Annotated in this window: 24 protein-coding genes and 1 pseudogene; 17 read left to right on the plus strand and 8 right to left on the minus strand. The window is 73.6% G+C overall.

Annotated features, from left to right (window positions below):
- Positions 1 to 95 precede the first annotated feature (95 nt).
- Entirely contained in the window at positions 96 to 929 is an 834-nt protein-coding gene (locus C1701_RS18890) for a metal-dependent hydrolase (RefSeq protein ID WP_337661819.1), read from the minus strand.
- 188 nt (positions 930 to 1,117) lie between these two features.
- Entirely contained in the window at positions 1,118 to 1,555 is a 438-nt protein-coding gene (locus C1701_RS18895) for an ArsI/CadI family heavy metal resistance metalloenzyme (protein WP_030105558.1), read from the minus strand.
- Between the two features lie 80 nt (positions 1,556 to 1,635).
- Here C1701_RS18895 and C1701_RS18900 point away from each other — a divergent pair, with 80 nt between their 5' ends.
- The 3 genes from C1701_RS18900 (at position 1,636) to C1701_RS18910 (ending at position 3,665) form a co-directional block, all read left to right on the plus strand.
- A complete protein-coding gene (locus C1701_RS18900; protein WP_103056363.1) occupies positions 1,636 to 2,007 on the plus strand; it encodes an ArsR/SmtB family transcription factor in 372 nt (123 codons plus the stop codon).
- Entirely contained in the window at positions 2,004 to 3,119 is a 1,116-nt protein-coding gene (arsB, locus tag C1701_RS18905; RefSeq protein WP_026419838.1) for an ACR3 family arsenite efflux transporter, read from the plus strand. Before C1701_RS18900 ends, arsB begins: the two co-directional genes overlap by 4 nt.
- Positions 3,120 to 3,254: 135 nt before the next feature.
- Complete coding sequence (locus tag C1701_RS18910) at positions 3,255 to 3,665, plus strand: arsenate reductase ArsC (protein ID WP_103056364.1); 411 nt, start codon at positions 3,255 to 3,257, stop codon at positions 3,663 to 3,665.
- 55 nt (positions 3,666 to 3,720) lie between these two features.
- On the opposite strand, the gene C1701_RS18915 is transcribed toward C1701_RS18910, so the two are convergent.
- The gene (locus C1701_RS18915; protein ID WP_026419840.1) at positions 3,721 to 4,140 is read right to left on the minus strand and encodes a VOC family protein; all 420 of its coding nucleotides are present in this window, start codon (positions 4,138 to 4,140) and stop codon (positions 3,721 to 3,723) included.
- Between the two features lie 324 nt (positions 4,141 to 4,464).
- Here C1701_RS18915 and recO point away from each other — a divergent pair, with 324 nt between their 5' ends.
- From recO to C1701_RS18940, 5 genes and pseudogenes are all read left to right on the plus strand, one after another.
- Positions 4,465 to 5,280, plus strand: coding sequence for a DNA repair protein RecO (gene recO / locus C1701_RS18920; RefSeq protein ID WP_026419841.1), 816 nt, complete (start codon positions 4,465 to 4,467; stop codon positions 5,278 to 5,280).
- Between the two features lie 339 nt (positions 5,281 to 5,619).
- Positions 5,620 to 6,426, plus strand: a pseudogene (locus C1701_RS18925) (isoprenyl transferase); the annotation flags it as partial.
- A 262-nt stretch (positions 6,427 to 6,688) separates the two neighbouring features.
- The gene (locus C1701_RS18930) at positions 6,689 to 7,117 is read left to right on the plus strand and encodes a YbjN domain-containing protein (protein ID WP_026419843.1); all 429 of its coding nucleotides are present in this window, start codon (positions 6,689 to 6,691) and stop codon (positions 7,115 to 7,117) included.
- 39 nt (positions 7,118 to 7,156) lie between these two features.
- A complete protein-coding gene (locus tag C1701_RS18935) occupies positions 7,157 to 8,197 on the plus strand; it encodes a permease (RefSeq protein WP_026419844.1) in 1,041 nt (346 codons plus the stop codon).
- 69 nt (positions 8,198 to 8,266) lie between these two features.
- Positions 8,267 to 9,049, plus strand: a complete 783-nt coding sequence (locus C1701_RS18940; RefSeq protein ID WP_026419845.1) for a TIGR03943 family putative permease subunit — start codon at positions 8,267 to 8,269, stop codon at positions 9,047 to 9,049.
- A 643-nt stretch (positions 9,050 to 9,692) separates the two neighbouring features.
- Here C1701_RS18940 and C1701_RS18950 read toward each other — a convergent pair.
- The 3 genes from C1701_RS18950 to C1701_RS18960 all read right to left on the minus strand — a co-directional run bounded on the left by C1701_RS18950 (position 9,693) and on the right by C1701_RS18960 (position 11,010).
- Positions 9,693 to 10,124, minus strand: coding sequence for a Fur family transcriptional regulator (locus C1701_RS18950; protein ID WP_026419846.1), 432 nt, complete (start codon positions 10,122 to 10,124; stop codon positions 9,693 to 9,695).
- Between the two features lie 10 nt (positions 10,125 to 10,134).
- The gene (locus C1701_RS18955; protein WP_103056366.1) at positions 10,135 to 10,590 is read right to left on the minus strand and encodes an ArsR/SmtB family transcription factor; all 456 of its coding nucleotides are present in this window, start codon (positions 10,588 to 10,590) and stop codon (positions 10,135 to 10,137) included.
- A 126-nt stretch (positions 10,591 to 10,716) separates the two neighbouring features.
- Positions 10,717 to 11,010, minus strand: a complete 294-nt coding sequence (locus tag C1701_RS18960; RefSeq protein WP_051314199.1) for a DUF6703 family protein — start codon at positions 11,008 to 11,010, stop codon at positions 10,717 to 10,719.
- Positions 11,011 to 11,114: 104 nt separating this feature from the next.
- On the opposite strand from C1701_RS18960, the gene C1701_RS18965 reads away from it, so the two are divergent.
- The 3 genes from C1701_RS18965 to C1701_RS18975 all read left to right on the plus strand — a co-directional run bounded on the left by C1701_RS18965 (position 11,115) and on the right by C1701_RS18975 (position 13,911).
- A complete protein-coding gene (locus tag C1701_RS18965; RefSeq protein ID WP_337662307.1) occupies positions 11,115 to 11,492 on the plus strand; it encodes an antibiotic biosynthesis monooxygenase in 378 nt (125 codons plus the stop codon).
- A 165-nt stretch (positions 11,493 to 11,657) separates the two neighbouring features.
- Complete coding sequence (locus C1701_RS18970) at positions 11,658 to 12,377, plus strand: class F sortase (RefSeq protein WP_026419849.1); 720 nt, start codon at positions 11,658 to 11,660, stop codon at positions 12,375 to 12,377.
- A gap of 145 nt (positions 12,378 to 12,522) precedes the next feature.
- Positions 12,523 to 13,911, plus strand: coding sequence for a glycine--tRNA ligase (locus C1701_RS18975; protein WP_026419850.1), 1,389 nt, complete (start codon positions 12,523 to 12,525; stop codon positions 13,909 to 13,911).
- Positions 13,912 to 14,160: 249 nt separating this feature from the next.
- Here C1701_RS18975 and C1701_RS18980 read toward each other — a convergent pair whose 3' ends face one another.
- Both C1701_RS18980 and C1701_RS18985 read right to left on the minus strand, forming a co-directional pair.
- On the minus strand, positions 14,161 to 14,895 hold the full coding sequence (locus tag C1701_RS18980; protein WP_103056368.1) for a peptidase E: 735 nt from the start codon (positions 14,893 to 14,895) through the stop codon (positions 14,161 to 14,163).
- A 204-nt stretch (positions 14,896 to 15,099) separates the two neighbouring features.
- Positions 15,100 to 15,657 (minus strand): NADPH-dependent FMN reductase, encoded by a 558-nt coding sequence (locus C1701_RS18985; protein WP_026419852.1) that lies wholly within the window; start codon positions 15,655 to 15,657, stop codon positions 15,100 to 15,102.
- A 338-nt stretch (positions 15,658 to 15,995) separates the two neighbouring features.
- Here C1701_RS18985 and C1701_RS18990 point away from each other — a divergent pair, with 338 nt between their 5' ends.
- The 6 genes from C1701_RS18990 to C1701_RS19015 all read left to right on the plus strand — a co-directional run bounded on the left by C1701_RS18990 (position 15,996) and on the right by C1701_RS19015 (position 22,754).
- On the plus strand, positions 15,996 to 16,577 hold the full coding sequence (locus C1701_RS18990) for a YdcF family protein (protein WP_051314251.1): 582 nt from the start codon (positions 15,996 to 15,998) through the stop codon (positions 16,575 to 16,577).
- A 110-nt stretch (positions 16,578 to 16,687) separates the two neighbouring features.
- Positions 16,688 to 17,989, plus strand: a complete 1,302-nt coding sequence (locus tag C1701_RS18995; RefSeq protein ID WP_026419854.1) for a deoxyguanosinetriphosphate triphosphohydrolase — start codon at positions 16,688 to 16,690, stop codon at positions 17,987 to 17,989.
- A gap of 783 nt (positions 17,990 to 18,772) precedes the next feature.
- Positions 18,773 to 19,903 carry a serpin family protein gene (locus C1701_RS19000; RefSeq protein WP_103057104.1) on the plus strand — a complete coding sequence of 377 codons (1,131 nt, stop codon included), beginning with the start codon at positions 18,773 to 18,775 and terminating at the stop codon, positions 19,901 to 19,903.
- Between the two features lie 84 nt (positions 19,904 to 19,987).
- Positions 19,988 to 21,895, plus strand: coding sequence for a DNA primase (gene dnaG, locus C1701_RS19005; RefSeq protein ID WP_026419856.1), 1,908 nt, complete (start codon positions 19,988 to 19,990; stop codon positions 21,893 to 21,895).
- Positions 21,892 to 22,446 (plus strand): hypothetical protein, encoded by a 555-nt coding sequence (locus C1701_RS19010; protein ID WP_026419857.1) that lies wholly within the window; start codon positions 21,892 to 21,894, stop codon positions 22,444 to 22,446. The genes dnaG and C1701_RS19010 overlap by 4 nt, the downstream gene beginning before the upstream one ends.
- 107 nt (positions 22,447 to 22,553) lie before the next feature.
- A complete protein-coding gene (locus C1701_RS19015) occupies positions 22,554 to 22,754 on the plus strand; it encodes a hypothetical protein (RefSeq protein WP_026419858.1) in 201 nt (66 codons plus the stop codon).
- Positions 22,755 to 23,070 lie beyond the last annotated feature (316 nt).

Here is a 23,070-nt window from a genome sequence, read left to right on the forward strand (position 1 = left end):
GGAGGGCGGCCCCCACCGCTCCGGGCGGCAGGGGGCGCGGGTCGTGGGCGACCCGGGAGCCGGGTCGCCGTCGGGGGCGGTGACGAGCCGGACGGTCAGCCGGTGAGGCCCACCGCCAGCAGCAGTCCCCCGGTGCCGAGCAGGCTGACCGCCTGGACGGCCTTCTCCACCCGGCTGCCGGTGCGGAAGCGCAGGCGCCGGGGGAGCAGGTGCAGCCGGTGCCAGCGCCGGCCGGGGCACCGACGCCGACGGCCGGACCGCGCGGGGCGCCGGCACGCCCGCGACGGGCAGCGCAGTCTGAGCGGCCACGCCATCGGAACCCCGTACTCGGTGACGGCGTCCCCGGCGACGTGGACCAGCATCCCGACGGCGACGACGGCTCCGAGCGGCCAGCCCATGCCGTCGGTGGCGCCCGTCCGGACCAGGACGACCGTGAGGACGATCGCGTAACCGGCCGACCAGAGCCGCCGGTGGGCGCGGGTCACCTGCCGCACGCCGCGCGGGAGCGCGTAGCTGAGGGACCGGACGGACGCGGTCAGGCAGAGCAGCAGCACCCCCACGATCACCCAGTGGGTGAGATGTTGGGCGAGGCCGACGACCAGCCCGACGGCCAGGGCCGCGACGGGGGTGTGGGTGAGGTAGCGGTGCGCGCCGTCGCCGGGCAGGTCGTGCCGGGTGCGGGTGACCCGGTACGCGAACCGGGACACCGACTGGGCTCCGCTGGCCAGCAGGGCGGTCAAGGCGCCCCCGGACCTGGAGACGGTGGAGCCGTCGTGGTCGATGTCGGGCAGGAGCGCGGCTCCGGCGGCCACCAGGCCGCCGGTGAGTAAGAGGGGGACGGTCGTCTCCACCCCGGCCAGCGGGGCGAGCGCCATCGTCGTCCCCACCCCCGCCAGCAGACCCGTCGTGCTGTGGCCACCGTTGTTCACCGAACCTCCCGGTCGTCGTGCGATCACTCCACAACTACCGAAGGTGTCGATCTTGTGGCGGGGCGAGACGGTTCGGACCGTGGCGGCGGTGGCCCGGAGGCGGGCGGCAGGGTCGTCGGGTCAGGTCGAGCTGGTGGGTGCGCACCCGGTGAGCGGCCATGCTCGCCCACCGGGTGTCCGCCGGGTGTTCAGGAACAGCACGCGCTCGGAGCGGCTCGCTCGGGCGTGGTGGTCAGCTCCGGGTTCGTGCCGTAGTCGGCGGAGTCGTCCTTGACGACGTAGACCTCCCACGGCTCGCTGCCCGGGCCGTGGACCCAGACCTTGTCCTGCACCGCGTAGCAGCAGGTGGTGTCGTTCTCCACTTCGGTGAACAGGCCCAGCTCGGAAAGGCGGCGGGTCGCCGTGCCCACCTGCTCGCTGGTCTCGACCTCGACACCGAGGTGGTCCAGGACGGTGTCCTGTGCGGGCTCACCCTCCAGCAGCACGAGCTTGAGCGGCGGTTCGGTGACGGCGAAGTTGGCGTAGCCCGGGCGCAGCTTGGCCGGCTCGACACCCAGGAGCTTGGTGTAGAAGGCGATCGAGGCGTCCAGGTCACCCACCCGGAGGGCCAGTTGCAGGCGCGACATGAGTACTCCCTTGGATAGACAGGCATCGAAACAGGCATGGATAGATTGCTCTCTAAATAGATGTGTGTCAAGGTTGGCTCATGTCGAAGCAACGTCCGGCGGTGGACGTCGAGGCCCTGTGCTGCTCGCCGCTGATGCGTCGGCCCCTCTCCGCCGACGAGTCGACGGAGCTCGCCAGGATGTTCAAGGCGTTGGCCGACCCGGTGCGGCTCCGGTTGCTGTCCCTCGTCGCCTCCCACGCGGGCGGAGAGGCATGCGTGTGCGATCTGACGGGCGCGTTCGACCTGACCGGACCCACGATCTCGCACCACCTCAAAGTCCTGCGCGAGGCGGGGCTCATCGACGGGGAGCGGCGGGGCACCTGGATCTACTACCGGGTTCGCCCGGCCGCGCTCGGAGCGCTCGCGACCGTGCTGACGGCATCCGCGCTGCCTGAGCGGGTGGGCACGTGAACAGCACCGCCGAAAGCGGAGTGGTGGGGCGCCTCTCCACCCTGGACCGGCTGCTTCCCCTCTGGATCCTGGCGGCGATGCTGCTCGGCCTCCTCGCGGGCCGAGTGGTTCCCGGACTGGGCCCGGCACTGGACACCGTCCAGATCGACGGGATCTCGCTGCCCATCGCGGTCGGCCTGCTGGTCATGATGTACCCGGTGTTGGCGAAGGTCCGCTACGACCGGCTCGACACCGTCACCTCCGACCGTCGGCTCCTGCTCTCCTCCCTGGTGCTGAACTGGGTGGTCGGGCCCGCGCTGATGTTCGCGCTGGCCTGGCTGCTCCTCCCGGACCTGCCCGAGTACCGCACCGGCCTGATCATCGTCGGCCTGGCCCGCTGCATCGCCATGGTCATCATCTGGAACGACCTCGCGTGCGGGGACCGTGAGGCCGCGGCCGTGCTGGTCGCCCTCAACTCGGTCTTCCAGGTGGTGGCCTTCGGGGCCCTGGGGTGGTTCTACCTGGCGGTGCTACCCGGCTGGCTCGGCCTCCCCCAGACCGAGCTGGCGGTCTCCGGCTGGGACATCGCCAGGTCCGTGCTGATCTTCCTGGGGGTTCCCCTGCTCGCCGGCTACCTCACACGCCGACTCGGCGAGCGCGCACGTGGACGGGACTGGTACGAGAACCGGTTCCTGCCCCGGGTCGGCCCCCTGGCCCTGTACGGGCTGCTGTTCACCATCGTCGTGCTCTTCGCGCTTCAGGGGGAGCGGATCACCAGCCGCCCCTGGGATGTCGCGCGTATCGCGCTGCCGCTGCTCGTCTACTTCGCCGCGATGTGGGCCGGCTCCTTCGCACTGGGCCGAGCGCTGGGCCTGGGCTACGAACGCTCCACGACCCTGGCCTTCACCGCGGCCGGCAACAACTTCGAACTCGCCATCGCGGTGGCCATCGCCACGTTCGGCCTCACCAGCGGGCAGGCGCTCGCCGGCGTGGTCGGCCCGCTGATCGAGGTCCCCGTCCTGGTCGGCCTCGTGTACGTGGCGCTGTGGGCCCGCCGCCTGTTCCCGGCCCCCGGAGGCCGACCGGACGACGATCGTGACGGCGACCTGACCCGCACCAGAGGCGAGGGCTGAGGTCGCGGGGGAACCGGGGAGCCCCCACCACCCGGATGATCCCCTGGGAAGCGGCGGGCCCCCTGACCACCGGTGCTCCCACGGGGTGACGCCGCGACCTGACGCCGTTCCCGGCACGACACGGAGGAGCCACCCATGTCCCACCGGCCCGAGGTCCTGTTCGTCTGCGTGCACAACGCCGGCCGTTCCCAGATGGCCGCCGCCCTGCTGCACCACCGCGCCGGGGGGCGGGTCGACGTCCGTTCGGCCGGTTCCGCCCCGGCCCACTCCGTGAACCCCGCGGTGGTCGAGGTGATGGCGGAGATCGGCCTGGACCTGAGTCGTGAGTTGCCCAAGCCCCTGACCGAGGAGGCGGTGCGCGCGGCCGACGTGGTGATCACGATGGGCTGCGGCGACGCCTGCCCCGTCCACCCGGGCAAGCGCTACCTGGACTGGCGCCTCGACGACCCGGCGGGACTGGGCGTGGCGGACGTCCGACCGATCCGCGACGAGATCGACCGCCGGGTCGTCGCCCTGCTCGCCGAGCTCCTGCCCGCTTCGGGGTGAGCGGGGCGACGTCACCCCCTCGAGGGCTTCCCGTCGGGCCGTGGGCCCGCCTGCCTCAGGACGTCGACGGCGGGTCGACGTGGATCTGCCAGGCGTGGCCGTCGGGGTCCGCGCACACCCCCGAGTAGCCCCACGGCTGGTCGGTGAGTTCGCTGATCACCGCGCCCCCGGCGCTGATGACCCGCGCCACCAGCGCGTCGGCCTCGGCCGGGGACGCGACCGACACCGTCACCAGGCACTCGCTGGTGCCAGGGGAGGCGACCTCGCGGTCGCCGAGCGCCCAGCCGAAGCCCTCGGTGGGGATGAGCGCCAACAGGACGCGGTCATCGAGCCGGAAGGCCAGCGGTTCGGGCACGCCGTCCTCGGTCGGCGGACCGACGAGCTCGAACCCGAAGGCGTCGCGGTAGAACGCCATCGACCGCTGCCGGTCCTCGATCGGCAGGCTGAGGGTGACCTCGCGTGGGGCGACAGGCATCGGTGCTCCGGTTCCTCCGTGGTGGGTTCGTCGGGCCGGCTCCGAAGCTAGCGGAGCGGTACGACATCCCCGCCACGAGAGGAAGGACCCCTGGTGGTGGAGCCCGGGCCCAGCGGTGGCTACCACCCGGCGCGCCCCGGGTGCCCCCGGCGGGGCCTCGGAGTGGGCTCGCGGCGCGCGACGAACCGCGTCCCGCACCGGCGCGCGTCACGGGCGCGCCCCCGCCACCGTGCGGGTGCGCCCCTCGGCGCACCCGGTGTGACCTGCTCCGCCCTGCCGGTGCCCCTGCCCGGTGCCGCGCCATCCGGGTGGCAGGATGGCCCGGTGAGCCTGTACCGCGATACCGGAGTCGTGCTGCGCGTGCAGAAGCTCGGGGAGGCGGACCGCATCATCACCCTGCTGACCCGGCGGCACGGCAAGATCCGCGCCGTGGGCAAGGGCGTGCGGCGGACGATGTCCCGGTTCGGGGCCAGGCTCGAACCCTTCGGCCACGTCGACCTCCAGCTCTACACCGGCCGGACCCTGGACGTGGTCACCCAGGTGCAGACCCTGGACGCCTTCGGCGCGGGCCTGGTCGACGACTACGAGCGCTACACGGCCGCCTCGGCCGTGCTGGAGGCCGCCGATCGCCTCACCCCCGAGGAACGCACCCCTGCCATGCGGATCTACCTGCTGGTGGTGGGGGCGTTGCGCACCCTGGCCAACGGGGAGCGGGAACCCACCCTGGTGTTGGACGCCTTCCTGCTGCGGGCGATGACCCAGGCGGGCTGGGCGCCGGCGTTGCTGGAGTGCGCCCGCTGCGGGGAACCAGGACCGCACCGGGCGTTCAACGTGCCCGCCGGTGGTTCGGTGTGCCCGACCTGCCGTCCCCCCGGTTCGGTGTCCCCCGCCCCGGAAACCCTCGAACTGCTGTCTGCCCTGCTGCACGGGGACTGGGCGGACGCCGAGGCGGCCAGCGCCGCCAGCCGCCGGGAGGGAGCCGGCCTGGTCGCCGCGCACGTGCAGTGGCACGTGGAGCGGCAGCTGAGGTCCCTCGCCCTGGTCGACCGGCCCGGGGACGACGCGCCGTGGCCGGCCGAGCCGGAGCGCGGTGCCGACATCGCCTCGGCGGGCGCGGACCCGTCGCCGGTGGCCCACTGACCACGGACGAGGTCGCCGAGGCCTCGGACGCCGGTGTTCGGCGAACGCACGGTCGCCCCGGCGACTCGTGGGCGACCGCCGGGGGAGTGAGCAACCACCCGCTGATCGCTGCGGAGGGCGGTCAGGCAGGATGGGCGATCGCGGGGAACGGCTCACCGGGAGCACGCGGTCCCGGCCCGGGCGATGCCGACACGGCCCAGGACCCGCACGGGTGACGGCGGTCCCACCGCCGGCCCGTCACGGCGACGGTGGCCGCGTCCGATCCGGCACCAGGTTGGTTCGCCGTCGGCCCACGGCCGGCCGAGCCGTTCCCACACGTCGAGGAGGTAGGCACGTCACATGCTGAGTCGTTACCGGTGGGGCCGGGAGCGGTCCGGCGTCTCCGCTCCGGACCCGCATCCCTCCGGCGCCCAACCGCCCGCGATCCCCCGGGAGCTGGTGCCCAACCACGTCGCCCTGGTCATGGACGGCAACGGTCGGTGGGCGCGGGCCAGGGGACTGCCCCGTACCGAGGGCCACCGGCGAGGTGAGGCGGTGCTCATCGACGTCGTCGGCGGGGCCATCGAGCTCGGCGTGAAGTGGTTGTCGGTCTACGCGTTCTCCACGGAGAACTGGAAGCGCAGCCCCGAGGAGGTGCGCTTCCTCATGGGGTTCAACCGGGACGTCATCCGCCGCCAGGTCGACTACCTGGACTCCATCGGTGTACGGGTGCGGTGGGCCGGACGGCGGCCACGGCTGTGGCGGAGCGTGATCCGGGAACTGGAGATCGCCCAGGAGCGGACGAAGGACAACGACGTCCTCACCCTCACCATGTGCGTGAACTACGGAGGGCGGGCGGAGATCGCCGACGCCGCCAGGGAACTCGGCAGGCTCGTCGCCGCCGGGAAGCTCAACCCGGAGCGGATCGACGAGCGGATGCTGACCCGGCGGCTGTACGAGCCGAACATGCCCGACGTCGACCTGTTCCTCCGCCCCTCGGGCGAGCAGCGGACCTCCAACTTCATGTTGTGGCAGTCGGCGTACGCCGAGATGGTCTTCCTGGACACGTTGTTCCCCGACTTCGACCGACGTGAGCTGTGGAAGGCCTGCGACATCTACGCTCGGCGTGACCGCCGGTTCGGGGGTGTGAAGACCCCGGTCGCCGCCGACGCCCCGGCCACCGAGGCCGTTCCCGAGCGGGAGGACCTGCCGTCCTGGGAGGAGCGGGAAGCGGCCCCCGACCCCACCGACGGGGAGTGGGACGTGGAACCCGGCGACGACGAGGACACCGGGGAGAAGGGCGGTGGTGGGACGGGCGAGTCCGGCCAGCGGCCCGCCGGTGACGACCGGTGACCCGGCGCCCCACCCACCGCGAGACCACCCGGCCCGGCCGGGGACACCAGGAGGAACACCCGTGACCGACGAGCCGATGCCCTACCCGGCGCCCCACCCCGAGGCGATGCGCACCGGTTGGGTGCTCGCCGCCGCCAGGGAGGCGCTGGAGCGGTACCACGAGGTCGTCCTCGACGACGACGGCGCGCTCACCTTCCGGCACGGCGACGTCCCCTGCGCGGTGCAGAGCACCGAACTGGTCGAGGGCCTCACCATGCTCAGCCTCACCTGCGTGGTCGCCTGGGACCTGCCCGACGACGCCGAACTGGCGAGGTCGGCGGCGGAGCGGGCCGGCCAGGGGCTCTTCGGGACGCTGGGGGTGATCCGCACCGACCGGGGGATGGACGTCACCCTCCGGTACGCGTTCCCCGCGGAGGGTCTCGGGTCGGCGCCGCTCAGCACCCTGCTCATGCTGGTCGTCTCCACCGCGTCGCAGTTGCGCACCGAGCTGCTCGACCAGCGCTGACACCACCCACACGGCGACCCGCACGGCAGGGGGACGGCAGTGACGACAGGAACGCCGGAGCGAGCCGGCCCCTCGGAGGGGACCGGCGGGGCGAGCGAGCCGCGTGGCTGGCGCTCGCGGATCGGCTCCCTCGAGGTGCTGTGCCTGCTCCTCGTGCTCGCCGTGCTGTTCCAGGACGCCCTCGTCGGGGTGCTGGACAACCCGGCGGTGCGGACGGGGGCGACGGTCTTCGTCGCCGTGTGCGTGCAGGCGTTCCCCTTCCTGCTGCTCGGCGTGATCGTGAGCGGGCTGATCGTCGCCTACGTCCCGGAGAGCGCGCTGCGGCGGGCGTTGCCGGGCAACGACGCCGCGGCGGTGCCGGTGGCCGGCGCGGCCGGGCTGGCGCTGCCCGGCTGCGAGTGCGCCTCGGTGCCGGTGGCCCGGCGGCTCATGCAACGAGGGGTGGCCCCGGCCGTCGCGCTCACCTTCCTGCTGGCGGCTCCCGCGGTGAACCCGATCGTGCTGGTCGCGACCGCGATCGCGTTCCCGGGCCAGCCGATGATGGTGGTCGCCCGGTTCGTCGCCTCCCTGCTCACCGCCGTGGTGATGGGGTGGCTGTGGCTGCGCCTCGGGCGCACGGAGTGGATCGCGGAGCGCGCGTTGCGGCGCGTCCGGTCCGAGCGGACCGGACCGCGCTGGCGGGTGCTGGTGGAGACCGTGCGCCAGGATCTGGTGGAGGCCGGCGGTTTCCTGGTGCTGGGCGGGCTGGCCGCCGCGGTGCTGAACGTCGCGGTGCCGGCGGAGTGGATGGACTCCCTCGGCGGGCAGCTCGTCCTCGCCGTGGTCGTGATGGCCCTGCTGGCCGTCGTCCTGGCGTTGTGCAGCGAGGCCGACGCGTTCGTGGTGGCCTCGCTGCCCGGGATACCGCTCACCGCGAAACTGGTGTTCCTGGTGGTGGGGCCGGCGGTCGACGTGAAGCTCATCGCGCTCCAGTCCGGCACCTTCGGCAGGGCCTTCGCCGCCCGCTTCGCCCCGGCGACGTTCGTGGTGGCGGTGGTGTGCGCCCTCGCGGTCGGTGTCCCGCTGTTGGGGGCCTCGTGATCGTCCCGGGGTGCGCGGGACGGCCCGCCCCGGCGGTACTGACGGGAAGCGACGAGGAAGGCGGCCACGGTGCGACGTGAGACCCAGAACGTGCTGCTGATCCTGCTGGGCGGCGCGCTGCTGAAGATCTCCTGGAACGAGACCTACCTGCGCTACGTGCGGCCCTCACTGCTGCCGCTGGTGGTTTTCGCCGGCGTGGCGATGATCCTGGTCGCCGCGCTCGCCATCGCCAGGGACATCTCCGCGCACCGCGACCGGTCGAGCCGGGTCGGCGGCCACTCCGACGATGGCGCTCCGGCCGTTGCCCCGGACGACGGCCACGACCACGACCACGGCTCGGGGCGGTCGACGTGGATGCTGCTCGTCCCGGTGCTGGCCATCCTGTTGGTCGCCCCGCCGGCGCTCGGCGCGGACTCCGTGCAGCGCGCCGGAAGCCGTTCCGTCGTCTCCGACGAGGAACCGGCGGGAGGCGGTCTCTTCCAGCCGATCGACACCTCGTCGGAGGTCGCCGACCTCCAGATCACCGACGTCGTGATGCGCACGGTGTGGGACCGGTCCGGCACCCTGGACGGGCGCACGGTGCGGGTCACCGGTTTCGTCGTCCACGACGTGGACGCCGTCCACGTCGCCAGGGTGCGCATCATGTGCTGCGCCGCCGACGCGGTGCCGGTGAAGCTCCGGATCGAGGGACCGGCGCTCGCCGAGTTCGCCGATCACGAGACGGATTCCTGGGTGGAGGTGACCGGGGAGGTGGTGCCCGACTCGGCCACCGCCGCCAACGGTCACGTCCCCACGTTCGTCACCGAGTCCGTCCGCGCCGTGGAACCGCCGAGCGACCCCTACGAGTACTGATCCGCCGGAGCGGTCCCGCGCTCTCCCGCCAGGCTCGGGGCAGCGACCGGCCCGAAGGCGGAACCAGGACGCCGTCCCCACCGCGCAGCCGGCGGGGACGGGCCCGCCCACCGACCTAGCGCCGGGGTGCGCCCACCGTCCCCGAGCGTGCGCCGGTCCGCTTGCCGGCGGCACCCCACGAGGTCAGGGTTCGTCGGTTCCGAGGCGACCACCCGAGCGGTGCGCGGACCCGGTCGGCCGCCCCGCCCGGGGGCGCCGGGCACGTCGATGACGCGGGTGCGACGGTAGCGGCCGGAGCCGCCACCACCTGGGCCGAGCAGGTGGACCCGAGGACGGTGGCGCCGTACCGCCGGCCCACTTCGTGGGGACCCGGCAGCTCGGCGGCGTCGGTGGTGAGCTGGTGACGTACGGCCCGGGAGGGCTTCCGCTGGGGGCCGACGGCCACCCGGGGGCTGGTCGCGTCGGGCGCGGGCACCGGCACCGGTGGTGACACCGGGACGGTGACCACCTCGCCGGGGTGGGAACGGTGGCGACGGGGGACCTGGGGCGGCGAGGGGCGGGCGGCGGCGGGGCGGGTCTCCCGGTTCGCCACCGCGCGGGCACCGCCTCGGCCGGGGCGGTGCCCCGGCCGACCGGGTAGGGGTCAACCCCCGGAGCCGGAACCCCCGTGGCAGTCCTCGCAGTCGCCGAAGATCTCCAGGGTGTGGCTGACGTTCGTGAAGCCGTGTTCCTGCGCGACCCTGCTGGTCCACCGCTCGACGGCCGGCCCCTCGACCTCGACCGTCCGCCCGCAGTGCCGGCACACCAGGTGGTGGTGGTGATGGCTCGAGCAGCGCCGGTAGATCGCCTCCCCCGAGTCGGTGCGCAGGGTGTCGACCTCGCCGGCGTCCGCCAGGCTCTGGAGTGTTCGGTAGACCGTGGTCAGTCCGATGCCCTCGCCGCTGCGGCGGAGCTCCTCGTGGATCTCCTGCGCTGACCGGAAGTCGCTCTGCCTGGCCAGGAGACTGGACACCGCCGCCCGTTGCCGGGTGGCCCGCAGGCCGGGCACGGCGACAGGCTTCTTGTCAACGGTCACGAAACCTCCGTCAGGGCGTCGTCGCCGGTGCGCGGGCACCGGCGGTGCGTTCGGGGCGTTGCCGCTCGCCCGGCTCCTCCACGTGCGTCACCGCGTCCACCACGATGTGCGCCAGGTGCTCGTCGACCAGGCGGTACACCACCTCGCGGCCCTGCCTGCGACCCTGCACCACCCCCGCCGACTTGAGGACGCGCAGGTGCTGGCTGATCAGCGGTTGGGCGACCTCGAGCGCGTCGACCAGCTCGTGGACGCAGCGGTCACCGGCCCTGAGCTGGAGCACGATCGCGATCCGCACCGGTGCCGCCAGGGCGCGCAGCAGGTCGCCCGCCGCGGCGAGTGTCCCCTGGTCGGGCAGCGGACGTGGACTCGCGTCCCGCACCCCGCAGTGCTCGCCGCCGGGGATGCCGGCCGCCGCCCTGGCGACCGGGGTGGCCGCACTGGTCCCGTGAGGGGTGGGGGCGGGCATGGTGATCTCCTACGGTCGGCGCACGGGACCGGCACGGCACGCGTGCCAGGCTCCCCTACATCGTAGGCGCTGGAACCGTTCGGTGACCGCGCCGCGTCCTTCCGGTCAGCCCCGGCGTCGTCCCGGTCAGGGCAGCGCCGGAACGAGGACCGACAGGGTCACGAGGGTGAGCACCGCCACCACCAGCACCCTGCCCACCCGTTCCGCCGGGCGCAGCTGGTGCCAGCGGGTGACGATCAGGCCGAGGACGAACAGCAGGAGCACCGACAGCAGCGCCGCCCCCAGCGGGCCGCCGACCCAGACCCCGATGAGGAACACGGCCAGGACCCCCACGAACGCGGCCGCCGGCGGCACCCGGCTGAGCGGTCCCTCCGGTCCGCGCTCGCGGTCCTGCCGAGGTCGTCCACCGGACCCGCCCATCGCTGACCTCCCACCCGTTCCGCGCCACCCCGTGGCGCCGGACACACTGGTGCCGTCCGTCCCCGAATCCTGCCATCACCGAGAAGAGGAACCCCGCCGTGTTGATGATCTGCCCGTTCGACGTGCCCGACTCGGAACGGATCCGCTTCGCCGAACGCGCCGAGCTGGCTCTGCGGTTGCTCAGCGAGCAGGCCGGTTGCCTGGACGCGCGGCTGGCACGGGCCACCGAGGACGCCCGGCGGTGGGTCCTGGTCGCCCGCTTCGAGTCGGTGACGGCCTACCGGCGGGCGCTCTCCCCGTTCGAGGTGCGGGAGCACGTCGTCCCGCTGCTCGCGGAGGCGCTTCCGGCCGAGTCGGCGGTGTACGAGGTGCTGGTCGAGGGGGAGGGCGGGACGGTCACCCGGTCCGACAGCCTGCTCGCCGACGACGCCGGCACGGTGCGGTTGGGGGAGGCGGCCGGACCCGAGATCCCACGGCGCTGAGCTCACCGGACCCGCTCGGCCGTCCGAGTGGACAACCGTCCTTCCAATGGGCGGTTACCTTCGCCGGGTCGGGCTGGCAGGCTGATGCGGTCTCACGTCCGGTGACGACGCCGCAGCGGCTGATCCACCGGTCATCGACATCGAGCGCACCGAGGAAGACTGGCCATGTACTCGCAGCAGGGTTATCCGTCGGACTCCAGCGACAGTCAGCGCCCGCGTCGGGGGGCGCGGAAGTGGATCGGCCTCGCCGCGGCCGGGGTCACGGCAGCGGTGCTCGGGGTGCTCGTCGCCGTCCTGATCGCCCCGGACGACGACGTACCGGCTCCGGTGGCGGCGGCGCCGACGAGCGGTGAGCGGCCCGCTCCGGAACCGTCGGCCGTCCCACCCCCGGTCGTCCCCGACCAGCCCTCCGCGCCCGTCACCGACGCCCCGCAACCGCCCGGCACGGTCCGGCTCGCCGACGGCGGGCTGGCCACCCTGGTGCGGACGGAGGTGGTCGACGGTGTCCTCCCGATCCCCGAGGACCTGGGCGAGGCGGCGTGGTGGGGCGCCGGGCTCGGGGCCGCGAGCGGGGCGTCGGTGATGTCCGGGCACGTCAACTGGCAGGGGCAGGACGGCCCCTTCGACCAGTTGCACCGCGCCGAGGTCGGCCAGCGCGTCGAGGTCACCGACGTCGACGGTGGCACCTGGGTCTACCGGACCGTCGAGGTCTTCACCCTGCACAAGGACGAGCTGCCCGCACGCGCGGAGGACCTCTTCGGCCAGCAGGGGCCGCACCGCCTCGTCCTCGTCACCTGCGGCGGCGACTTCGTCGGTGGTCAGGACGGGTACGAGGACAACCGGGTGGTGATCGCCGAGCTGGAGACCTCCCCCGCCGACGCCTGACGGTCGAGCCCATCGGAGCCGGGTGGGGGACGGCCCTCGGCCGCCCGCTCGGCGGGGCGTCCGGGGCGCGCGGAGGCACCAGGTCGTAGTCGCTACTCTTGGTGCAACGCGCGTCAGTACCGCTCACACCGTCATTGGAGTACCCGTGCCCGCCGATCGGATCGACACCGTCGTCAACCTGTGCAAGCGCCGTGGCTTCGTCTACCCCAGCGGTGAGATCTACGGCGGGACCAGGTCGGCGTGGGACTACGGTCCGCTGGGCGTGGAGCTGAAGGACAACATCAAGCGCCAGTGGTGGAAGGCGATGGTGCAGGGCCGCGAGGACGTCGTGGGTCTCGACTCCTCGGTCATCCTCCCCCGCGACGTGTGGGTCGCCTCCGGCCACGTGGGCGCGTTCCACGACCCGCTGGTGGAGTGCCTGTCCTGCCACCGCCGCTACCGCGCCGACCACCTGGCCGAGGAGTACGCGGAGCGCACCGGCAAGGAGGTGCTGGAGGGCGACCTCGGCGACGTGCCCTGCCCCAACTGCGGCACGCGCGGCCAGTACACCGCTCCCCGCGAGTTCAACATGATGCTCAAGACGCACCTCGGTGCCGTCGAGAGCGACGAGGGCCTGCACTACCTGCGGCCCGAGACGGCGCAGGGCATCTTCGTCAACTTCCTGAACGTGCTGACCACGTCCCGGCGGAAGCCGCCGTTCGGCATCGGGCAGATCGGGAAGTCCTTCCGCAACGAGATCACGCCCGGCAACTTCATCTTCCGGACCAGGGAGTTCGAGCAGATGGAGATGGAGTTCTTCGTGGAGCCCGGTGAGGACGAGACCTGGCACCAGTACTGGATCGACTTCCGCACCGACTGGTACACCGACCTCGGGATCGCCAGGGAGAACCTGCGGCACTACGAGCACCCGAAGGAGAAGCTGTCCCACTACGCGAAGCGGACGGTGGACATCGAGTACCGCTTCGGGTTCTCCGCGGGGCAGGAGTGGGGCGAGCTGGAGGGCATCGCCAACCGCACCGACTTCGACCTGACGACCCACAGCAACAACTCGGGCGTGGACCTGTCGTACTTCGACCAGAAGACCGGCTCGCGGTACCGCCCGTACGTGATCGAACCGGCGGCCGGGGTGGGCCGCCCGATGATGGCGTTCCTCGTCGACGCGTACCACGAGGACGAGGCCCCCAACGCCAAGGGCGGCGTCGACACGCGAGTGGTGCTCAAGCTGGACCGCCGGCTCGCCCCGGTCAAGGTCGCCGTCCTCCCGCTGTCGCGGAACAGTGACCTCTCGCCGAAGGCGCGTGATCTCGCCACGGCGCTGCGCAGGAACTGGAACATCGACTTCGACGACGCCGGGGCCATCGGCCGCCGGTACCGCCGTCAGGACGAGATCGGGACGCCGTTCTGCGTCACGATCGACTTCGACTCCCTGAACGACAACGCGGTGACGGTGCGCGAGCGGGACACCATGTCGCAGGAGCGGGTGTCGATGGACCAGCTGGAGTCCTACCTGGCCGCCCGCCTCGTCGGCTGCTGAGGCACGGAGGCGACCGGGCCGGTTCGCCCGGCCGGTCGCCGCCCCGGGGCGGCGACCCGGGAGCCCGGGGGCGGCGTCGATCGACGGCCCGGCCCCCGCGGCCGCGACCGGGACGGGACCAGCGGGTCCTGCCGCGCCCCGCCTCCCTGGGTGGGGCGGCGTGACGCGCCCTGGCCAGCCCACCTCGGCCCGCCGAGGGCACGGGGCGAACTCGGGGTGCCGCGTGGGCCGTGGTGCGGGGGCCGGCGGTCAGACCAGGGCGCGGGGTTCGATGCGCCGTTCGGTCACCCCGTCACCAGCCTGGTCGGCGGTGACCAGGTACGCGCCCTTGCCCGGCCGCTCGGTCACGGCCTCCACGAGGTCGGTGCCGCGGAACACCAGACCCACCCCGTCGTCCGTGCAGTAGGTGTCCGGCAACTCGCCGGAGGCGACCCCGGCGTGGACGGCGGGGCGCCGCGCGGCCTCGCTGTCGTAGTGCACCCCGTTGCCGTAGGGGAGCAGGCCCAGTCCGTTGTCGACGATCCGGAGCTCGGGGCCGAAGGAGTCGGTGGTGCCGCCCCGGAACCAGCAGATCGACCCGGCGGACACGCCGCCGAGGACGACACCGGACTCCCATGCGCGGCGGAACACGGCGTCCAGCCCGTGGACCCGCCAGACCGCGAGCAGGTTCGCGACGGACCCGCCGTTCACCCAGACGACGTCGGAGGACCGGACGTAGTCGTCGAGGTCGGCGGTCGGGGTCATCGGGAACAGGTTCAGGTGCCGGACCTCGACCCCGGCGAGCTGCCCGGCCTCCGACACGGCCGCGTTGAACCACCGCTGGTCGCCGCCGGCGGTCCCCACGTGGCAGACCACGGGCCGGCGGCCGTGCACGCCGGAGAGCTCGACGGCGTGGTGCAGGAGTGGCGCGAACTCCAGCTCGGTGCGGTGTCCCCGCAGCAGGCCGCCGGAGGTGGCGAGGATGGTGGGATGCGCTGCTGACATGGGTGCACCTTCGTGGATCGCCGGGGCGGTGGCAAGCGGGTAACCGGCGGCCACGCGACCGGCACGGCCAGGCGGCGCGAGGCTCCGGATCAGGTCCGGGCCGGCGCCCCGCGCGGGACGCTCCGGAGGTCGAGCGTGGGCGGGGGCCGGCCGCGTCCCCCGGGGCGGCGACCCTCCCGGGCCGGGGCCGTCGCCGGAGCGCTGTCAGCGGCCGTTGGGGGCGGACGCCGTCAGCGCGCGCACCGAGCCGCCGATACGGCGCCGGACATCCGGGTCGGTGACCACGCCGTCCGCGCCGATCTGGCCCCGCTCGACGGGCACGTCGAGGCACGCGTCCTCGACGATCCGCGCTGCGGTGTAGGCGAGGACGGTCCGCAGCGCCTGGTAGGTGCCCGCCGCGCGTCGTGGCGCGGTCGACGGGTTGAGCCACGCCACCGGCTTGCCGGTCATGACCGTGTCACCGATCGTCCACTCCAGCAGGTTCTTGAACGCTCCGGGGAGGGTTCCGGCGTACTCGGGCGTCGAGAACAGCAGGGCGTCGGCGTTCCGGATCGCCGCGCGGAGGTCGAGGACGGGCCGGGGACCACCGTCGGTGTCGAGGTCGGGTGAGAAGTGCGGCAGGTCGGCGAGACCGGAGTACATGGTGGCCTGCCACCCGCCCGGCAGGGTGGACGCGGCGGTGGCCAGGGCGGCGGAGTTCACCGATCCCCGGCGGACGCTTCCGCTGACGAGGAGCAGGGTGCTGGCGGGGTGAACGGACATGATCGAGGTGTACGCGGCCGGTCGGGCCGTGTCGAGCTGGGTCGGGCCTGTCCGGAGGGACGGGAGCCGCCCGCCCCGGGCCGTCGCCAGCTCCCGTCCGGGTGCGGGAAGGGCCGGCACCGGATCCGGGGGAGTCCTTCGGCGGGCGGTCGTCACCACGGCGGGTGGTCCCGGTGGGGCCGTCCGGCGAGTGGGCAGGTGAGGAGGGGGTCAAAAGATCGACGGGCCGAGCAGGCGCCTCGGCCTTCTGCCACCATTCTCCCGTGGTCGCCACTCCGTCCTCCCGTGGCTCCCGACTTCGACGTCTGTTCACCAGGACCGTGATCGGTGTTCTCCTGATGGGCCTGTTCGTGGTCGGCGGCACCCTCTTCCGCGTCTGGCAGGTCGCCCGCGACGACGACCGCGGGCCGGCGGACGTCGTCATCGTGCTGGGCGCCGCGCAGTACAACGGCCGTCCGTCCGCTGTCCTGGAGGCGCGTCTCGAACACACCGCCCAGCTCTACGCGGACGGGGTCGCCGACCGGGTCCTCACCGTGGGAGGCAGCCGAGCCGGCGACGTGTACACCGAGGCGGAGGCGGGCCGGAACTGGCTGATCGACCGAGGAGTCCCCGAGGCGGCCATCGTCCCGGTCGGCGAGGGCAGCGACACCCTCGGCAGTGTCCGGGCCGCCGCCGAGGAGGCCGAGCGGCAGGGTTGGCGGAGTGCGGTGATCGTCAGCGATCCCTGGCACTCGCTGCGCGCGGTGACGATGGCCAGGGACGCCGGGCTGGACGCCAGCGCCTCACCCACGCGGCGGGGGCCCATCGTGCAGACCAGGGAGATGCAGGCCAAGTACATCATCCGCGAGACGGCCGCGTTGTTGCACTACCGCGCCACGCACGCCCCGGTGGCCGTGGACGCCCAGACGGGTCTTGGCTGACGGCGGCGCCGGGGAACCCTCGAAGATCCGCAGGTCGGGCGGGGGTCCTCCGACGCGGGTGGTGGCGGGTTCACGCCGTCCCGGCGCCTGCGGCCCGTAGGCTTGCCCCGATGAGCCAGCGGTACCGTGAGCACGATGTGGCCAGGCTGCTCCCCGAGCAGCCCAAGCAGGCCGCGCTGCCCGGCGCGCACGGCGAACAGCGGAGTCCGTTCGCCAGGGACCGCGCCCGGGTGCTGCACTCCGCCGCCCTGCGCCGCCTCGCGGGTAAGACGCAGGTGGTGGGCCCGGACGAGGGAGACGTGCCCCGCACCCGGCTCACCCACTCGCTGGAGGTCGCGCAGATCGGCCGGGGCATCGGTGCCGAGCTGGGGTGCGACCCCGACGTGGTGGACACCGCCGGCCTCGCCCACGACATCGGTCACCCGCCCTTCGGTCACAACGGTGAGCAGGCGTTGAACGAGCTGGCCGCCGCCTGCGGGGGGTTCGAGGGCAACGCGCAGACGCTGCGCATCCTGACCAGGCTGGAACCGAAGTCGATCGACGCCGAGCAGCGGGTGGCCGGCCTGAACCTCACGAGGGCGTCCCTGGACGCCACGGTCAAGTACCCGTGGCCGCGGCGCCCCGGGCAGCGGAAGTTCGGTGTGTACGCCGAGGACCAGGCGGTCTTCGACTGGGTGCGGCACGGCGCGCCGGCCGGCGGCGTCGGCGGCTCCGCCGGGGACACCGACCCGCCGCGCTGCCTGGAGGCGCAGGTGATGGACTGGGCCGACGACGTCGCCTACTCGGTGCACGACGTCGAGGACGGCGTCGTGGCCGGGCGGATCTCGCTGCGCGTCCTCACCGACGCCGTGGAGCGACGCGCGCTGGCCGAACTCGCCGCCGCGAACTTCTCCCTCGACGGGGTCGCCGAGTTGGAGACCGCCGCCGCGCGGCTGGCTCGGTTGCCGGTGGTCGCCGACGTCCTCCGGTACGACGGTGGACTGCGAGCCCAGGTGGCGTTGAAGCGCCTGACCAGTGAACTCGTCGGCCGGTTCGCCTCGGCGGCGGTCGCGGGCACCCGCGACAAGTTCGGTCCCGGTCCGCTCGTCCGGTACGCGGCCGAGCTGGTCGTACCGGCGGAGGTGGCCGCGGAGGTGGCGGTGCTGAAGTCCCTGGCGGTCCGGTACGTCATGAGCGATCCGCGTCGCCTCGCGGTGCAGGCGGACCAGCGGGAGCTGCTGGCGGAACTCGTCGAGGCCCTGCTCGACCGCGCCCCCGACGCGCTCGACCCGGCCTTCCTGCCGGCCTGGATCCGGGCCGCCGACGACACCCGCCGGCTGCGGGTGGTCGTCGACCAGGTCGCCTGCCTCACCGACGCCCAGGCCCACCGCTGGCACGCCCACCTGGTGCGTCGTCGAGGCGAGCGGAGCTGACGGTTCACCCCCGTCGATCCCGTGGGCCGACCTCCCCCGCCGGGGCGGGGTGCGGACGTCCCACCACCGTTCCGCGGCCCTTGGTCCGGTGCCCTGCTCGCCGGGGGTGCCGGCACGGGTAGCGACCCGGCCGCGCTCGCCGCGCCGCGCCCCGACGCGACCTACGGGGTCGTCCCGCGTCCCCACACCTGGCGAGGACCGGGTGGGCCCTGCCCGACCACGGTGCGCGGGTCCTCGCCGACACCGTCGGGCCACGCCCGGGTGGACGGCCTCGGAGCGGTCGAGGACGGCGGTCGTGTCGTGCGGGGTCAGGGCTGGTCGGGCTCGTGCCACCGGTCGAACCCGGGGACCAGGGGTGGGTCGCTCTGCCGACGACCACGGTCTCCTCGGGTGCGGGTCATGGACGGTGCCGCCCGGGGACCACGGCACGGCGGACGAACGGCACGGCCGAGGGCAGGGGATTCCGGGGGCGCGCCTCGGCCTGGGCGCCGTCGGGGGTGGGCACCGGCTCGTCGGCCCCCACCCACCCAGCCCGAGACGGGGATTCGCCCGCGGCTCGGAGCGTTCCAGCTCCGGGCGCCGTTCGTCGGCGCCCGCCCGCCGGGAGAGCCGGCGCCGGTTTGCCACCGCGTGGCCGGGGCACCCCCGCACCAGGCTGACCCGCCGTCGGTCCCGGTCCGCGTCGGCCCTCCTCGGTGCCCCGCGACACCCCGCGCCGGCGGTAGGTTGGCGAACAGCCCGGTCGCGGGACACGTCGACGGCCGGAAACCCTCGACCAGGGAGCTGTCCTCGGTGGATGATCGCGCTCATCTCGCATTCGCACTGTCCCTGCTGCGTGCTCTCGAACCAGATCCCGCGACCACGTTCTGCTGGTCGCCCTACTCGGTCACCAGCGGCCTGGGTCTCGTCGCCGCCGGGGCGCGCGGCCGGACCAGGGACGAGCTGCTCGCCCTGCTGAGCCCCGGCAAGGCGGAGGGCGTCGACCGCATCGCGGAACGGCTCACCTCCGCGAGCTCGCTGAAGGTGCTCGGGACCCACCAGGAGCGGCCGGTGCTCGCGCTCAGCAACACGTTGTGGGTGCGACCGGACATCGACGTCTCCGGGGACTTCGTCGAGGGGCTCGGGGACTGGCCGGGTGGGGCGGTCCGAGCGGCGGACTTCGCCTCCGATCCCGACGGCGTGCGTCGGCTGATCAACCAGGACGTCGCGGAGACCACGCGTGACCTGATCCCGGAGCTGCTGGCGCCCGGGTCGGTGGAGCCCCGGACGGTCGCCACCCTCGTGAACGCGTTGTACCTGCGGACGTCCTGGATCGCCGGCTTCACCGAGCACCGCACCTCCCCCCTGCCCTTCCACTCCCCGGGGGGCCGGCGGGACGTGCCGACCATGCGGCAGGTCAGCCGGTTGCCGCACGCGGCCCAGGACGGCTGGCAGGCGGTCAGCCTGCCAGCGCACGGCGGGGTGGAGGCCGTCGCGTTGCTCCCGGACGGCGATCTCCAGGACTCGGAGGTCGCCCTGGACGCGTGGACCCTGGGGCGGCTGCTCGACGCGATGCGCTCCACGCAGGTGGACCTGTTCCTGCCCCGGCTGCGGGTCTCCGGGCGCGCCGAGCTCCGGGAACCGCTCGGGGGGCTGGGGGTGGACACGGTCTTCACCTCGGACGCCGACCTGAGCGGGATCAGCGAGTCCCGGCGGGTACTGCTGTCCTCGGTGGTGCACGAGGCGGTGCTGCGGGTCGACGAACAGGGTCTGGAGGGGGCGGCCGCGACGGCCGCCGTGGTCTCCCTCACCGCCGCGGCGCCGCCCTCCCGCCCGGTGGTCGTCCGGCTGGATCGGCCGTTCCTGCTGCTCGTGCGGCACCGCCGGAGCGGGGAGGTGTACTTCCTGGCGCGGGTGGCCGACCCCGGTCGGTGACGGCCGGTGCGCCCGCAGGGGTCGGAGTGGGCCCCCGGTCGGACCTCCGAGCGGATCGCTCGGAGGTGTCCCTAGACTCGGGGCGTGGCGGGACGGATCCGGGACAGCGACATCGCGGAAGTACGGGACCGCAGCCGGGTCGACGAGGTCATCGGGGAGTACGTCGAGCTTCGTCGTGCCGGTGCGGGCGCGCTCAAGGGACTGTGCCCCTTCCACGACGAGAAGACCCCCTCGTTCAACGTGCGCCCGAACCACGGCACCTTCCACTGCTTCGGCTGCGGTGAGGGTGGCGACGCGATCAGCTTCCTGATGAAGCACGACCACCTCGGTTTCGTCGAGGCGGTCGAGCGGCTGGCGGACCGCATCGGGTACCGGTTGACCTACGAGGGCGGCGGCACCACGGTCCAGCGGGACCGGGGGACGCGGTCCCGGCTGATCGAGGCGCACCGGGCGGCGGCGGAGTTCTACGCGGAACAGCTGCGCACCCCGGAGGCGGTGGCCGCCCGCGAGTTCCTGGCCACCCGGGGCTTCGACGAGGAGGCGGCGACCCGGTTCGGCTGCGGTTTCGCCCCCGCCGGGTGGGACACGCTCACCAAGCACCTGCTCGGGCGGGGTTTCGCGCTGGAGGAGCTGTACAAGGCGCAGCTCTCCCGCGAGGGCCGGCGCGGCCCGATCGACCGGTTCCACCGCCGGTTGTTGTGGCCGATCCGGGAGATCTCCGGGGACGTCGTCGGGTTCGGCGCCCGCCGGATCTTCGACGAGGACCCGATCCAGGCGAAGTACGTCAACACCTCCGAGAGCCCGATCTACAAGAAGTCGCAGGTGCTCTTCGGTCTCGACCTGGCCCGTCGGGAGATCGCCCGCCGGCGGCAGGCCGTCGTGGTGGAGGGCTACACCGACGTGATGGCCATGCACCTGGCGGGTGTTCCCACGGCGGTGGCCTCCTGCGGGACGGCCTTCGGTGAGGACCACATCGCGGTGCTCCGCCGGTTGCTGATGGACGACGACGCCTTCCGGGGCGAGGTGATCTACACCTTCGACGGCGACGAGGCGGGGAAGAAGGCCGCGCTGCGCGCCTTCGACGAGGACCAGCGGTTCACCACCCAGACCTACGTCGCGGTCGCGCCGGAGGGCATGGACCCGTGCGAACTCCGGCAGGACAAGGGGGACGCGGCGGTCCGGGACCTCGTCGCCCAGCGCACCCCGCTGTTCGAGTTCGCGATCAGGGCGGTGTTGGAGGAGTACGACCTGGACACCGCCGAGGGGCAGGTGGAGGCGCTGCGGCGCACGGTCCCGCTGGTGGCCAGGATCAAGGACCAGGCGCTCCGGGAGCGTTACGCGCCCCGGCTGGCCGGCTGGGTCGGCTGGCCCGAGGAGCAGACGGTGGTGCGCCGGGTGCGGGAGAGCGCCGGGGGGAAGGCGGAGGCCCCCCGGCCCCGACGGGCACGGGCGACCGACCCGAACCAGGGCAGCCTGGCCGTCGACGTCGACGCGCCTGCCCGCCCCGATCCCCGTGACCCGGCGCTGCACGTGCAGCGGGAGGCGCTGAAGATCGCGCTCCAGCTCCCCGCGCTCGCCGGCCCGGTGTACGACACGCTGGACGAGAGCGCCTTCACCCACCCCGCCTACGTCGCGCTGCACCGGGCCGTGATCGCCGCCGGCGGCGCGTCCTGCGGGCTGTCGGGGTCCTCGCTGGTGGACGCCGTGGGCCGGGAGTGCGCGCACGACTCGCTCCGGTCGTTGCTGACCGAGCTGTCGGTGGAGTCGTTGCGCTCCCGGTCGGAGTCCGATCCCCGCTACGTGTCCAGCATCCTCGCCGCGATGCGTGAGTTCGTGGTGGCCAGCCAGATCTCCGACCTGAAGTCGAGGCTCCAGCGGATGTCGCCCACCCAGGACGCCGACGAGTACCGGGCCCTGTTCGGGGACCTGGTGAGCCTGGAGGAGTACCGGAAGGCGCTGCGGGAGCAGTCGGCCATGGGAGGACTGGTGTGACGGGCTGGTGGAAGCGGTTCACCGAGCAGCTGGCCGGGCGGGAACCCGTACCCGACGGCTTCGAGGGCACGCTCGAGGGGGACGAACGCGTGCTCGCCTCCGCGTCGACGGGGCTGGGTGGGGTCGTCCTCGCGACCCAGCTGGGGCTGTGGCTGCCTGACGTGGAGGTGGGCCACCGGCGGGTCGGTTGGCACCTGGTCAGCAAGGCGACCTGGCGGGACGGGGTCCTCACGGTGGTCGAGTCCGTGGCCGAGGAGCCGGCGGAGGACGTGCAGGTGCTCACCGACCAGGCCCCGCGCCGGTACGCGCTGGAACAGCCGGGGCGGCTGCCGGAGATCGTCCACAAGCGGGTCACCGGTTCCATCCAGTCCCGTCACCACCGGGAGCTCCCGGGTGGGGGAGCCTGGTTCGTCCAGCGGAGGATTCCGGGCCGGACCGGGGTGCTGTTGCAGGTCCGGCCGGAGCCGGGCACCGACGGCGGGGCCGTCACCGAGGTGGCGACGGCGGTCGCCGCCCAGATCCGCCGAGCACGGGATGCCTCCCAGGAGTAGCCGGCGTTCCTGAGATGGGGGACGCTTCACCCGCACGTGGAGTCGGTCGCGCACGCTCCGCTGCGGGTGCGGCGAGCCCCGCGTAGCCTGACCACCGAGGAGGCAACATGATCAAGATCGCGATCGGTGCCGCCGTCGGCTACGTCCTGGGGGCGAAGGCGGGGCGGGCACGCTACGAGCAACTGGTTCGCGCCTACCAGCAGGTCGTCAACCACCCCACGGTCCGCACGACCGTGGACTCGGCGTCGGCCAAGGTACGTGACCTGGCCCGTCGGACCTCCGCCCGCTACAGCGAGACGGACATCTGACGGCCCTCGGCGACGAGGGCGCGTGGGCGGGCCTACCGCGTGGGCGGCCCGCCCACCCGCTTCGAGGGGCGGACCCCCGCTCCGGGGTGGTCGGGCCTCCCCGCTCGGGTGGGCCGGCGGCGGTGGACGGGGTCGCCTGGGCCAGTCGTCGGTGCCGCGGCCCCTCGGCCCTCGCCCCGGCGGTCGCGGTGACGGCGGTGCTGGGCGAGGCGTGCCAGCGCCGGGGGGAGCGTGGTGGCCCGCCGCCCGCACGGCGGGCGGCGGCCGGGCGTCGCGGTGGTCGGAGCGGAACCACGTCGTCCCGCGCGGGCTGGCC

This window comes from Actinoalloteichus sp. AHMU CJ021 (assembly GCF_002895405.1).
Lineage (GTDB): Bacteria > Actinomycetota > Actinomycetes > Mycobacteriales > Pseudonocardiaceae > Actinoalloteichus_B > Actinoalloteichus_B caeruleus.

Excerpts from the sequence above, each read along its gene's own strand:
- C1701_RS18895 (WP_030105558.1), bottom strand. The coding sequence starts at position 1,555 with ATGTCGCGCCTGCAACTGGCCCTCCGGGTGGGTGACCTGGACGCCTCG.
- C1701_RS18900 (WP_103056363.1), top strand. The coding sequence starts at position 1,636 with ATGTCGAAGCAACGTCCGGCGGTGGACGTCGAGGCCCTGTGCTGCTCG.
- C1701_RS18910 (WP_103056364.1), top strand. The coding sequence starts at position 3,255 with ATGTCCCACCGGCCCGAGGTCCTGTTCGTCTGCGTGCACAACGCCGGC.
- C1701_RS18915 (WP_026419840.1), bottom strand. The coding sequence starts at position 4,140 with ATGCCTGTCGCCCCACGCGAGGTCACCCTCAGCCTGCCGATCGAGGAC.
- C1701_RS18930 (WP_026419843.1), top strand. The coding sequence starts at position 6,689 with ATGCCCTACCCGGCGCCCCACCCCGAGGCGATGCGCACCGGTTGGGTG.
- C1701_RS18955 (WP_103056366.1), bottom strand. The coding sequence starts at position 10,590 with ATGCCCGCCCCCACCCCTCACGGGACCAGTGCGGCCACCCCGGTCGCC.
- C1701_RS18960 (WP_051314199.1), bottom strand. The coding sequence starts at position 11,010 with ATGGGCGGGTCCGGTGGACGACCTCGGCAGGACCGCGAGCGCGGACCG.
- C1701_RS18965 (WP_337662307.1), top strand. The coding sequence starts at position 11,115 with ATGATCTGCCCGTTCGACGTGCCCGACTCGGAACGGATCCGCTTCGCC.
- C1701_RS18970 (WP_026419849.1), top strand. The coding sequence starts at position 11,658 with ATGTACTCGCAGCAGGGTTATCCGTCGGACTCCAGCGACAGTCAGCGC.
- C1701_RS18980 (WP_103056368.1), bottom strand. The coding sequence starts at position 14,895 with ATGTCAGCAGCGCATCCCACCATCCTCGCCACCTCCGGCGGCCTGCTG.
- C1701_RS18985 (WP_026419852.1), bottom strand. The coding sequence starts at position 15,657 with ATGTCCGTTCACCCCGCCAGCACCCTGCTCCTCGTCAGCGGAAGCGTC.
- C1701_RS18990 (WP_051314251.1), top strand. The coding sequence starts at position 15,996 with ATGGGCCTGTTCGTGGTCGGCGGCACCCTCTTCCGCGTCTGGCAGGTC.
- C1701_RS18995 (WP_026419854.1), top strand. The coding sequence starts at position 16,688 with ATGAGCCAGCGGTACCGTGAGCACGATGTGGCCAGGCTGCTCCCCGAG.
- C1701_RS19015 (WP_026419858.1), top strand. The coding sequence starts at position 22,554 with ATGATCAAGATCGCGATCGGTGCCGCCGTCGGCTACGTCCTGGGGGCG.